Origin of the sequence: Streptomyces sp. NPDC059564 (assembly GCF_042735575.1) — a bacterium.
Taxonomy (GTDB): domain Bacteria; phylum Actinomycetota; class Actinomycetes; order Streptomycetales; family Streptomycetaceae; genus Streptomyces.
Genome location: NZ_JBHWBP010000187.1, coordinates 3,757 through 14,442, shown reverse-complemented (window position 1 = coordinate 14,442; position 10,686 = coordinate 3,757). Strand labels below are relative to the sequence as shown.

Sequence of the window (10,686 nt, the reverse complement as noted above, 5' to 3'; positions counted from 1 at the left end):
GCCCGGAGGGCAATTCCAGCCCCGCCGGCGTTTGAGGCGCGGGCGCGGAGCGCCGTGTATTTCAGCCGCGCCGGCGATTGAGGCGGGAACGCTCCGCGCGGCGGGGTCAGTTCAGGAGGGCCCGGGCCGAGACGGCTTCCGCTCGGATGCGGGCCGCCGCCCCCACATCAACGGCGTCCATGACCTCCGCGTACGCCTCCAGCTCCCCCGCCCCCTCCCGGAACGCCCCGCGTTCCACCAGCAGCCGCGCCCGCTCGTACCGCAGCGCCGCCGGATGCGACGGCAGCAGCAGCGACAGGTCCAGCGCCCACAGCGCTACCCCCGACTGCTCGGGCCGCGAGGAGGCCCACGTCCGGATGTTGTTCAGGATCCGCAGCACGATGTCCAGGGTCCGGGCCGGCGTCCGCGGCCCCGCCGCCAGTTCCGCCGGGCCCGCGCCCAGCGAGGCCCCGCCCGCGAACGGGTCCGCGACCACCCCCTCCTCCGGATCCCCGAAGCCGATCACGAAGTGCCCCGGCAGCCCCAGCCCGTACACCGGCGCACCGGCCCGCCGGGCCACCTCCAGCCAGACGACCGAGAGGAGGATCGGCAGCCCCCGCCGACGCCGCAGCACCTCGTGCAGCAGCGAGGACGACAGCCGGTCGTAGTCCGCCGGGGTGCCGTGGAAGCCCATCCGGCCCCCCAGCAGCTCCGTCACCGCCGAGGCCCACGCCCGCGCGCCCCGCAGTCCGTACGGCAGCATCCCCGCCAGCCGGTCCAGCTCGATCTGCGCCCAGTCCATGACCCGTTCGTCCAGCTCAGGGTCGGCCTCCGCGGCCAGCAGCAGGCACAGCTGCGCGAGGTCCGGCCGTTCGGAGCGGGCCTCCGCCGCGAACAGCGCCCGCGTCGCCGCGCTCACCGGCCCGCCCGGAAGTGGTGGTAGGCGTGGTGCGTGGCGAAGCCCATCCCGTCGTACAGGGCCCGCGCCCCGGGGTTGCCGGTCTCCACCTGGAGCCACGCCGCCGACGCGCCCTCCTCCAGCGCCCGCCGCGCCAGCGCCGTCATCACGGCCGTCGCGAGCCCCCGCCGCCGGTGCTCCGGATCGACCGTCACCGCCGCGAAGCCCGCCCAGCGTCCGTCCACGACGCAGCGCCCGATCGCCCGGCCGCCGCCGAGGGAGGCGAACCACACCGACGGCCCCTCGACCAGCATCCGCCGGGCCAGCTCCGGGTCCCGGACCTTCCCGTAGCGCCCCAGCCAGTCCTCGTCCGGAGCACGGGTCAGCTCCACCGCCGACAGGGCCGCCTCGTCCACGTCCGCGTCGCCGACCGGCGCGAGCGCCCCGATCCGGACCTCCGCCGAGACCTCGTTGACCCAGCCGCGCCGCTCCAGCTCCGCGCAGAGCGGCTCCTGCGTGCCGACGGCGCCCGTCGCCGCCTGCACGTACGCCGGAAGACCGCGCTTCGCGTACCAGGCGGTCACCCGCGCGAGTGCTTCGTCCAGGGGTATGCCGGGGTCGCCGAGCGGGAGCACCGAGTTGGCCCGCCGGGTGAACCCCTCGGCGGCCCGCAGGGTCCACTCGCCCAGGGGCTCGCTCTCCAGCGGCCGCCAGGCCCGCGCCGTGACCCGCGCGAGCTCCTCGAAGGAGGCCGCGGGCCCCCTGCGCCGGGCCGGTGCCGGGGGCACCGTCTTGCCCGCCACCAGCGAGGATTCCGCGATGCGGACGGACACGCCGTCCTTGCGTGTGATCGTCAGCACACCCTCGTTCCAGGATGTGAGAACCCCGACGGTGTCCGTGAAGGAGGGGGGCAGCCGACCCCCGTCCTCCACCCGTCGTACAGACACCCGTTTCCCCACGTCAGCCGGGGTGATACGGATCTCCAGCAGTCCTCCGGCAGTGATTTCCACAGCTCTGTCCGCCCCTCCTGTTCGGATCGTGCCCGGGAACGGAGATACTAGGTGCGGGCATCGACGACGCCGCGCTCCCGCGCGAATGGACAGCCCTACCGAGGAGGAACGAGAGCGTGACCTACGTCATCGCGGAGCCTTGTGTCGACGTCAAGGACAAGGCATGCATCGAAGAGTGCCCCGTCGACTGCATCTACGAGGGCCAGCGGTCCTTGTACATCCACCCGGACGAGTGCGTCGACTGCGGCGCGTGTGAGCCGGTCTGTCCGGTCGAGGCCATCTTCTACGAAGATGACACCCCGGAGGAGTGGAAGGACTACTACAAGGCGAACGTCGAGTTCTTCGACGAGCTCGGTTCGCCCGGTGGTGCCTCCAAGCTCGGCCTGATCGAGCGGGACCACCCCTTCGTCGCCGCACTGCCTGCCGACATCAACGGCGAGCACTGACCGTTCACGGCAGACGCGCCTCTCGGTCCCGTACGGCACACCCGCCGTACGGGACCGAGCCGTTTTCCCGCCACTCAGAGAGAGCAGAGACCACCGTGGCCGCAGTTTCCGACCGTCTTCCCGCCTTCCCCTGGGACAAGCTGGAGCCGTACAAGGCCACGGCGGCGGCCCACGCGGACGGCATCGTCGACCTCTCGGTCGGCACGCCCGTGGACCCGGTCCCCGAGCTGATCCAGCGCGCCCTGATCGGCGCCGCGGACTCCCCGGGCTACCCGACCGTCTGGGGAACGCCCGCCCTGCGCGACGCGATCACCGGCTGGCTGCGCGGCCGCCTCGGCGCGAGCGCCGCCGGGCACCGCAACGTGCTGCCCGTGGTCGGCTCCAAGGAACTGGTGGCCTGGCTGCCGACCCAGCTGGGCCTCGGCGCCGGCGACAAGGTCGCCTACCCCCGCCTCGCTTACCCGACGTACGAGGTCGGCGCACGGCTGTGCGGCGCGGAGGCCGTGGTCTACGACGACCCGACCGACCTCGACCCGGCCGGCGTGAAGCTGCTGTGGCTCAACTCCCCGTCCAACCCCACCGGAAAGGTCCTCGCGAAGGAGGAGCTGATCCGGATCGTGGCCTGGGCGCGCGAGCACGGCATCCTGCTCTTCAGCGACGAGTGCTACCTGGAACTCGGCTGGGAGGCCGAGCCGGTCTCCGTCCTGCACGACGAGGTCTGCGGCGGATCCTACGAGGGCATCGTGGCCGTCCACTCGCTCTCCAAGCGGTCCAACCTGGCGGGCTACCGGGCCGCGTTCATCGCCGGTGACGCCGAGGTGCTCGGCGAGCTGCTGGAGATCCGCAAGCACGGCGGCATGATGACCCCGGCCCCCGTCCAGGCCGCCGTCGTCGCGGCCCTCGGCGACGACGCCCACGTCGAGGAGCAGCGCGGCCGCTATGCCGCCCGCCGCGAGGCGCTGCGCACCGCCCTGGAGGCGCACGGCTTCCGCGTCGAGCACAGCGAGGCCAGCCTCTACCTGTGGGTGACCCGCGACGAGCCCTGCTGGGACACCGTCGCCCACCTCGCGGGCCTGGGCATCCTGGTCGCGCCGGGCGACTTCTACGGCGAGGCCGGCGCGAACTTCGTCCGCGTCGCCTTCACCGCCACCGACGAGCGGGTCGAGGCCGCGGTCAAGCGCCTGGGCTGAGGCCCGCCGGGCCGCAGCAGCCCGAAGGGGCCGGGAGTTCGTGCTCCCGGCCCCTTCGGCGTGCCCGTGCGGTGCGGATCAGCCGCCGAGCGGCAGACCGCCCAGGGGCAGGGTGCTGACCGGCAGCTGGCCGACGGGCAGGTCCTTCACGGGCAGGTCCTTCGTGGGCAGGTCCTTCACCGGCAGGTCCTTCGCCGGCAGTTGCCCGGCCACGGGCAGGCCGCCGAGCATGCCGCCCGCACCGTCCGCCACCGCGGCGGCGGGGGCGGCGGCCGGGAGGGCCTCGGTGGCGACGTCCGCGGCCTGGCCGGCGGCGGAGGAGGCGGAGGCGTCCGGCGCGGTGAGCGCGCCCAGCTGCGGCACGGACTCCAGGCCCGCGGCGCTGGCCGCGCCGGCCGCACCGACCACGGGAGCGGTACCGGCTGCGAGGAGAAGCGCGGCGCGGGCGATCCGGCGGGTCAGGGGGAGGGACATGATGCTCCTAAGCGGTAGCGGCTGAGTACGCCGTGTACAACCGCTCCCGGGGTGGGTGGAGTTGCGGACCCGGTCGGTAAAGGATCAGTAACGCATCGTTTAATCGGCTTCCGCGACAAACGCATTGGATGCGCGCCGACCAGGCCTTCTGTCCACACCGGCGGCCATTGCCCGCCCGGCGCACGACCCCCGCACGGGTGAAGGACCGTACGCGCGAGCGGTATCGCCTCAGCCCCGGCGGGCGACGAAGATCCGCACCTCGTCCGCCACCGGGTCGTGCGGGTCCGAGCCCCCGGTGCCCCGGGGCTGCCAGCGGTTCCCCCCGGTGCCCGCGGTCCAGCCCGACGTGCCGTACGAGACCCGGGCGATCCCCAGTTCCTTCGAGCGGGCCACCGCCCAGTGCGCCATCGCCCGGCCCCGGCGCGCCTCGACCGGCCCGCCGTCCTTCTTCAGCCGCAGCGTGACCTCGGCCTCCGGGACCGCGCCCGGCTTCGCACGGCCGGCCGTCACCCCGCCGTGCGCGGTGCCCAGCGCCTCCTTGCCGAAGGCCCGGGTCAGCTCCGCGCGGATCCGCTCCGGGTCGCCCGCCGCCGGAGCCGGGCCGGAGCAGGTCAGGGTGGCGGGCGTGGCGCTCTCGCCGAAGGCGGCCGTCAGGACCGTCGCGTCCGGCTCGTGCTTCGCGTAGGCCTGCGGGAAGCCGCTGAGCTGCACCCGCTGCGCGGCCACCGTCAGCGGGAGCCGCGTGTACCCCTTGATCTCGGCGAGCCGGTCGTAGAAGATCCCCGCCGAGTACACCGGGTCCATGATCTGCTCCGGGGTGCCCCAGCCCTGCGAGGGACGCTGCTGGAACAAGCCAAGAGAGTCCCGGTCGCCGTGGTCCAGATTGCGCAGTGCCGACTCCTGCATCGCCGTCGCCAGCGCGATGGTCACCGCCCGGTCCGGCAGCCCTTTGGAGATCCCGACGGCGGCTATCGTCGCCGCGTTGGACGCCTGCTCCGGCGTCATCTCGTACGACTGCTCCGTGCCCGCCGAAGCGGAACCCGCCCCGGTCGCGGTGGCCGTGCAGTACGGAGCGCCACCGCCGTTGGACGAACGCTGGACGGCGAAGTACCCGACCACCGCGAGCAGGACGGCCAGACCCAGGGCCACGCGGAGCGGCCTGCGGCGGCGGGAACGGGAGCGATCGGTCTCGGACACGCGGCCCACCGTACTTGAGGCATATGACGCGTCCAGCGGCCGGACGGACCCCGTGGCCGCCCGCCTTGGGGCGTTAGGGTCGGGTCCATGCCCGAATCCGAGCTGGACCTCACCCTGGACGCTGCCGAGCTGACCGCCCGGCTCGTCGACATCCCATCCGTGAGCGGCGACGAGAAGGTACTCGCCGACCTCGTGGAAAACGCGCTGCGCGGCCTCCCGCACCTCACCGTCGACCGCCACGGGAACAACGTCGTCGCCCGTACGCACCTCGGCCGCGCCGAGCGCGTCGTACTCGCCGGCCACCTCGACACCGTGCCGATCGCCGACAACGTCCCGTCCCGCCTGGACGAGAACGACGTCCTGTGGGGCTGCGGCACGACGGACATGAAGTCCGGGGTCGCCGTGCAGCTGAGGATCGCCGCGACGGTTCCCGAGCCCAACCGCGACCTCACCTTCGTCTTCTACGACCAGGAAGAGGTCGCCGCCGACCTCAACGGCCTCGGCAAGGTCGCCGAGGCCCACCCCGACTGGCTGACCGGCGACTTCGCCGTCCTGCTGGAACCCTCCGACGCCGAAGTCGAGGGCGGCTGCCAGGGCACCCTGCGCGTCCTGCTGCGCACCAGCGGCGAGCGCGCCCACTCCGCGCGCAGCTGGATGGGCTCCAACGCCATCCACGCCGCGAGCCCGATCCTGGCGAAGCTGGCCGCGTACGAGCCCCGCAAGCCGGTCATCGACGGCCTGGAGTACCACGAGGGCCTCAACGCCGTCCGCATCGAGGGAGGCGTCGCCAACAACGTCATCCCGGACGCCTGCACGGTGACGGTGAACTTCCGCTACGCCCCCGATCGCGGCGTGGACGAGGCGATCGCCCACGTACGGGAGGTCTTCGCGGACTGCGGCGTCGACGAGTTCGTGATCGACGACTCCTCGCCCGGCGCCCTCCCCGGCCTCTCCCACCCGGCCGCCGCGGCCTTCATGGAAGCCGTCGGAGGGCACGCCATGCCGAAGTTCGGCTGGACGGACGTGTCCCGCTTCAGCGCGCTCGGCGTACCGGCCGTCAACTACGGCCCGGGCGACGCCCTGCTGGCCCACAAGGTCGACGAACGCGTCGAGACGAAGGCCATCCTGCACTGCGAGGAACGACTCCGTGCCTGGCTGACCTCGTAAATTCCCCTTCCGGTCACCTTCGTGCGCCTAACCTGATCCAACGATCAGCAGGAGGGAGCACATCATGGGCAACCCCGAAGGTTCGGCTCGCCGGCGGCCCGAGGAGCAGCAGCTCGGGCCGGTGCTGCGGAGGCGGGGCCAGGTGCAGGCGGGCAGTACGACGGACCAGCGGCTGCTGGATTCGGCCGGGCCCTCCGAGTGGGTGCACACCGATCCCTGGCGGGTCCTGCGCATCCAGTCGGAGTTCATCGAGGGCTTCGGCACGCTCGCGGAGCTGCCGCCCGCGATCAGCGTGTTCGGCTCGGCCCGCACCGCGGTGGACTCGCCGGAGTACGAGGCGGGCGTACGGATCGGGCACGCGCTCGTCGACGCCGGCTTCGCCGTCATCACCGGCGGCGGCCCGGGTGCGATGGAGGCGGCCAACAAGGGCGCCCGCGAGGCGAACGGCATCTCCGTCGGCCTGGGCATCGAGCTCCCCTTCGAGCAGGGGCTCAACCAGCACGTCGACCTCGGCCTGAACTTCCGGTACTTCTTCGTCCGCAAGACGATGTTCGTGAAGTACAGCCAGGGCTTCGTGGTGCTGCCGGGCGGTCTCGGCACGCTGGACGAGATGTTCGAGGCGCTGACCCTCGTGCAGACCCAGAAGATCACCCGCTTCCCGATCGTGCTGTTCGGCACGGCGTACTGGAGCGGTCTGATCGACTGGCTGCGCAACACGGTCATCGCCCAGGGCAAGGCCTCGGAGAAGGACCTCCACCTCTTCCACGTCACCGACGACGTCGACGAGGCCATCGCCCTGGTGACGAAGGAAGTCGGCAAGTAGTCCCGGGGACGCGCTACGCCAGGCCCCGGCGGGCGACCGCCGGGGGCCGGTGGCCCTGGATGGACGCGACCATGTCCAGGAGCCGCTTCTTGACGCCGTCCTCGCGCGGTGCGGCGCCGGGGCGCCTTACCGGCTTCGGACGGCTGCGCCGGCCTCCGGCCGTCGGGTGGTTGCTCAGGCGAGCCCGCGGCGGGCGACCGCCGGGGGCCGGTGGCCCTGGATGGACGCGACCATGTCGAGGATCTGCTTCGTCTCCGCGACCTCGTGGACGCGGTAGACCTGGGCGCCGAGCCAGGCCGAGACGGCCGTCGTGGCCAGCGTGCCCAGCAGGCGTTCCTTGACGGGCTTGTCGAGGGTCTCGCCGACGAAGTCCTTGTTGGACAGGGAGACCAGCACCGGCCAGCCGGTGTCCGCCATCTCCGCCAGCCTGCGCGTGGCCTCCAGCGAGTGGCGGGTGTTCTTCCCGAAGTCGTGACCCGGGTCGATCATGATCGACTCCCGGGGGACGCCGAGGGCCGCCGCCCGCTCCGCGAGCCCGACCGTGACGCGCAGGATGTCCGCCATCACGTCCTCGTACGAGGTCCGGTGCGGCCGGGTCCGCGGCTCCACGCCGCCCGCGTGGGTGCAGACGATCCCCGCGCCGAAGCGCGCCGCGACCTCCGCCAGCTTCGGGTCCACCCCGCCCCACGCGTCGTTCAGCACGTCCGCCCCGGCCTCGCAGACGGCCTCGCCGACCTCGTGCCGCCAGGTGTCCACGCTGATCACCACGTCCGGGTGGCGGCGGCGCACCTCCGCCACGAAGCCGACCGTGCGCCGGACCTCCTCCGCCGCGTCCACGTGCTCGCCCGGGCCCGCCTTGACCCCGCCGATGTCGATGATCGCCGCGCCCTCGGCCACCGCCTGCTCGACCCGGTCCAGCGCGGGCTCGTCGCGGAAGGTCGCGCCCTGGTCGTAGAAGGAGTCCGGAGTCCGGTTCACGATGGCCATGATCACCGGCTCGTGGGGGTCGAACTCGCGCCTGCCCAGTCGCAGCATCCTGCTCTTTCCTCCTTCGGCGACCCTCGCGCCTCGTCTGCGACCTTAACCTGGTGGCCGGAGTCTCTCAGGGGAGTTGATCGTGTTCTGGTTCTTGCTGATCGCGCTGGTCGTGGTCGTGGCCGCGGTCACCCTCGCGGTGATCGGCGGAGGCGCGGAGGCCGTACTGCCCGAGGCCGAGCCGGACCGGGTGGCCGACGCGCTGCCGGAGAGCAGGCCGGTGGTGCAGGCGGACATCGACGCCCTGCGGCTGCCGGTCGCGCCGCGCGGCTACCGGATGGCCGAGGTGGACGACGTACTCGACCGGCTGTCCGCGGAGCTGGCCGAGCGGGACGCGCGGATCGCCGAACTGACGGCGGCCGCGACGGCCGCCGGGCCCGCGGGCCCGGACGCCGGCGAGCGGATCGACCTCACCAAGGACGCCCGGTGAGCGGCGGCGGACTGGTCGCCGGACCCGACGGCGGGCTGCGCTGCCCGTGGGGGCTCTCCACGGAGGACTACGTCGTCTACCACGACACCGAGTGGGGCAAGCCGGTCCACGGGGACGACGCGCTGTACGAGCGGCTGTGCCTGGAGGCCTTCCAGTCCGGGCTGTCCTGGCTGACGATCCTGCGCCGCCGCGAGGGGTTCCGTACGGCCTTCGCCTCGTTCGAGATCGCGAAGGTCGCCGCCTTCGGCCCGGCGGACGCCGAACGGCTCCTCGCGGACGAGGGGATCATCCGCAACCGGGCCAAGATCGAGGCCACCCTCGCCAACGCCAAGGTGCTGGCGGGCTGGCAGCCGGGGGACCTGGAGGAGCTGATCTGGTCCCACGCGCCGAAGAAGCCGGGCCGGGCCCCGCGGAACACCGCCGACGTCCCGGCGGTGACCCCGGAGTCCACGGCGCTGGCCAAGGCCCTGAAGAAGGCGGGCATCCGCTTCGTCGGGCCGACCACCGCCTACGCCCTGATGCAGGCGTGCGGCCTGGTCAACGACCACCTCGCGGGCTGCGTCTCCCGCGAGGCGTAGCAGGCCGGGCCGCCGGGGCTCAGCGGCCCAGGTACTCCGGCGGCTGCTTCGCGAGGAACGCCTGCACGGCGATGGCGTGGTCCTCGGAGGCACCCGCGCGGCTCTGGAGCTCGTCCTCGCGCTCCAGGGCCTCGGAGAGGGAGTGGGAGGCCCCGTAGGCCAGGGACTCCTTGAGGGCCGCGTAGGCCACCGTGGGGCCCGCCGCGAGGGTACGGGCGACCGACTCGGCCTCCGTGCGCAGCGACTCCGCGGGGACGAGGCGGTTCGCGATGCCCAGCTCGTAGGCCTCCGGAGCCTTCAGGGAGCGGGGGAAGAGGAGCAGGTCGGACGCGCGGGAGGCGCCGATCAGGCGGGGCAGCGTCCAGGACACCCCGGAGTCGGCGGTCAGCGCCACCCCCGCGAAGGAGGTGTTGAAGGAGGCCGTCTCCGCGACGACGCGGAAGTCGGCGGCGAGCGCGAAACCGAAGCCGGCCCCGGCCGCCACGCCGTTCACGCCGGCGACCACCGGCTTGGGCATCTCGGTGAGGGCCCGGACGATCGGGTTGTAGTGCTCGGTGACGGTGCTCATGGTGAGCGTGGAGCCGTTCTCGCGGTCCGCCGCGAGGTTGCCGATGTGCTCCTTGAGGTCCTGGCCCACGCAGAAGGCCCGGTCGCCGGCCGCCGTCAGCAGCACGGCCCGCACCGCGGTGTCGGCCGCGGCCGCCAGGACCGCGTCGCGCAGGGCGACCTTGGCCTCCGTGTTCATGGCGTTCATCGCGTCGGGCCGGTTGATCGTGATGGTCGCGAGTCCATCGGTCACTTCGTAGAGCACGCTGTCGGCCATGGCGGGGGTCCCCCTTCGTCGCGGGCTTGGCTACCGGTCGGTACTGGCCGGTCCAAGGGTCAGCATGGCGGACGGGACCGGGGGCGGGTGTGTGATGTGCGTCAAACAAAGCGGAGGCCGTGCGTTGGGGTGGCGGCGAAGTATCGCAGGCGGGTCCCCGAAATGAGTGGTTTTGGCCGAGCGCGTTGCGCAAGCGTTCCCGTCCGATGTTGGTCATCGGGTCCTGACATGCGGGATAATGGCTGGGAAGCAATGTGTTCGATGCCGGGTACTAGGCGCCTGAACGGGGCCGTCGGCTGACGATGAGCTGGTTTCAGGAAGGGGAACGAGCATGGCGGCCATGAAGCCGCGGACGGGCGACGGCCCGCTCGAGGTCACCAAGGAGGGGCGGGGCATCGTCATGCGCGTACCGCTCGAGGGCGGCGGTCGGCTCGTCGTCGAGCTGACTCCGGACGAAGCGGACGCCCTGGGTGACGCCCTGAAGAAGGTCGTCGGCTAACCCGTCGGCACCACCAGAACCTCACACCGCCCCGGCCGCTCCCAGCGCCCGGGGCGGTGGTGTGTGTGGGACAGCCTCGCCGGCGTTTGAGGCGCGGGGGTCCGGGGGCCGGCCCCCGGCAACGGCGCCGCACGTGA

13 protein-coding genes are annotated in these 10,686 nt (G+C 72.8%); 7 read left to right on the top strand and 6 right to left on the bottom strand.

Going from position 1 to position 10,686, the window contains the following annotated elements; translation table 11 throughout:
* Positions 1–106 precede the first annotated feature (106 nt).
* Positions 107–898, bottom strand: a complete 792-nt coding sequence (locus ACFV0Q_RS26500) for a transglutaminase-like domain-containing protein (RefSeq protein WP_385008864.1) — start codon at positions 896–898, stop codon at positions 107–109.
* Positions 895–1,887: a GNAT family N-acetyltransferase gene (locus ACFV0Q_RS26495; RefSeq protein ID WP_385008863.1), complete on the bottom strand. Its 993-nt coding sequence runs from the start codon at positions 1,885–1,887 to the stop codon at positions 895–897. Before ACFV0Q_RS26495 ends, ACFV0Q_RS26500 begins: the two co-directional genes overlap by 4 nt.
* A gap of 116 nt (positions 1,888–2,003) precedes the next feature.
* On the opposite strand from ACFV0Q_RS26495, the gene fdxA reads away from it, so the two are divergent.
* Both fdxA and dapC read left to right on the top strand, forming a co-directional pair.
* On the top strand, positions 2,004–2,333 hold the full coding sequence (fdxA, locus tag ACFV0Q_RS26490; RefSeq protein ID WP_030226044.1) for a ferredoxin: 330 nt from the start codon (positions 2,004–2,006) through the stop codon (positions 2,331–2,333).
* A gap of 95 nt (positions 2,334–2,428) precedes the next feature.
* The gene (gene dapC, locus ACFV0Q_RS26485; RefSeq protein ID WP_385008862.1) at positions 2,429–3,523 is read left to right on the top strand and encodes a succinyldiaminopimelate transaminase; all 1,095 of its coding nucleotides are present in this window, start codon (positions 2,429–2,431) and stop codon (positions 3,521–3,523) included.
* A gap of 78 nt (positions 3,524–3,601) precedes the next feature.
* Here dapC and ACFV0Q_RS26480 read toward each other — a convergent pair whose 3' ends face one another.
* Positions 3,602–3,997: an ATP-binding protein gene (locus ACFV0Q_RS26480; protein WP_385008861.1), complete on the bottom strand. Its 396-nt coding sequence runs from the start codon at positions 3,995–3,997 to the stop codon at positions 3,602–3,604.
* 228 nt (positions 3,998–4,225) lie between these two features.
* Positions 4,226–5,194, bottom strand: coding sequence for a hypothetical protein (locus ACFV0Q_RS26475; RefSeq protein ID WP_385008860.1), 969 nt, complete (start codon positions 5,192–5,194; stop codon positions 4,226–4,228).
* 87 nt (positions 5,195–5,281) lie between these two features.
* Between ACFV0Q_RS26475 and dapE the strand changes: the two genes are divergently transcribed.
* Positions 5,282–6,361: a succinyl-diaminopimelate desuccinylase gene (gene dapE, locus ACFV0Q_RS26470; RefSeq protein ID WP_385008859.1), complete on the top strand. Its 1,080-nt coding sequence runs from the start codon at positions 5,282–5,284 to the stop codon at positions 6,359–6,361.
* Between the two features lie 64 nt (positions 6,362–6,425).
* Positions 6,426–7,184 (top strand): TIGR00730 family Rossman fold protein, encoded by a 759-nt coding sequence (locus ACFV0Q_RS26465; RefSeq protein ID WP_385008858.1) that lies wholly within the window; start codon positions 6,426–6,428, stop codon positions 7,182–7,184.
* Positions 7,185–7,358: 174 nt separating this feature from the next.
* Here ACFV0Q_RS26465 and folP read toward each other — a convergent pair whose 3' ends face one another.
* Positions 7,359–8,219, bottom strand: a complete 861-nt coding sequence (gene folP / locus ACFV0Q_RS26460) for a dihydropteroate synthase (RefSeq protein ID WP_385008857.1) — start codon at positions 8,217–8,219, stop codon at positions 7,359–7,361.
* Between the two features lie 76 nt (positions 8,220–8,295).
* On the opposite strand from folP, the gene ACFV0Q_RS26455 reads away from it, so the two are divergent.
* Together ACFV0Q_RS26455 and ACFV0Q_RS26450 are read left to right on the top strand one after the other, a co-directional pair.
* A complete protein-coding gene (locus tag ACFV0Q_RS26455) occupies positions 8,296–8,649 on the top strand; it encodes a DivIVA domain-containing protein (protein WP_385008856.1) in 354 nt (117 codons plus the stop codon).
* Complete coding sequence (locus tag ACFV0Q_RS26450) at positions 8,646–9,227, top strand: DNA-3-methyladenine glycosylase I (RefSeq protein WP_385008855.1); 582 nt, start codon at positions 8,646–8,648, stop codon at positions 9,225–9,227. The genes ACFV0Q_RS26455 and ACFV0Q_RS26450 overlap by 4 nt, the downstream gene beginning before the upstream one ends.
* Before the next feature lie 19 nt (positions 9,228–9,246).
* Here ACFV0Q_RS26450 and ACFV0Q_RS26445 read toward each other — a convergent pair whose 3' ends face one another.
* Positions 9,247–10,050 carry an enoyl-CoA hydratase/isomerase family protein gene (locus tag ACFV0Q_RS26445; protein ID WP_385008854.1) on the bottom strand — a complete coding sequence of 268 codons (804 nt, stop codon included), beginning with the start codon at positions 10,048–10,050 and terminating at the stop codon, positions 9,247–9,249.
* 331 nt (positions 10,051–10,381) lie between these two features.
* Between ACFV0Q_RS26445 and ACFV0Q_RS26440 the strand changes: the two genes are divergently transcribed.
* Positions 10,382–10,549, top strand: a complete 168-nt coding sequence (locus ACFV0Q_RS26440; protein ID WP_003966491.1) for a DUF3117 domain-containing protein — start codon at positions 10,382–10,384, stop codon at positions 10,547–10,549.
* Positions 10,550–10,686 lie beyond the last annotated feature (137 nt).

Coding starts and splice junctions, on each gene's coding strand:
- ACFV0Q_RS26480 (WP_385008861.1), bottom strand. CDS start 3,997: ATGTCCCTCCCCCTGACCCGCCGGATCGCCCGCGCCGCGCTTCTCCTC.
- dapE (WP_385008859.1), top strand. CDS start 5,282: ATGCCCGAATCCGAGCTGGACCTCACCCTGGACGCTGCCGAGCTGACC.
- ACFV0Q_RS26465 (WP_385008858.1), top strand. CDS start 6,426: ATGGGCAACCCCGAAGGTTCGGCTCGCCGGCGGCCCGAGGAGCAGCAG.
- folP (WP_385008857.1), bottom strand. CDS start 8,219: ATGCTGCGACTGGGCAGGCGCGAGTTCGACCCCCACGAGCCGGTGATC.
- ACFV0Q_RS26445 (WP_385008854.1), bottom strand. CDS start 10,050: ATGGCCGACAGCGTGCTCTACGAAGTGACCGATGGACTCGCGACCATC.
- ACFV0Q_RS26440 (WP_003966491.1), top strand. CDS start 10,382: ATGGCGGCCATGAAGCCGCGGACGGGCGACGGCCCGCTCGAGGTCACC.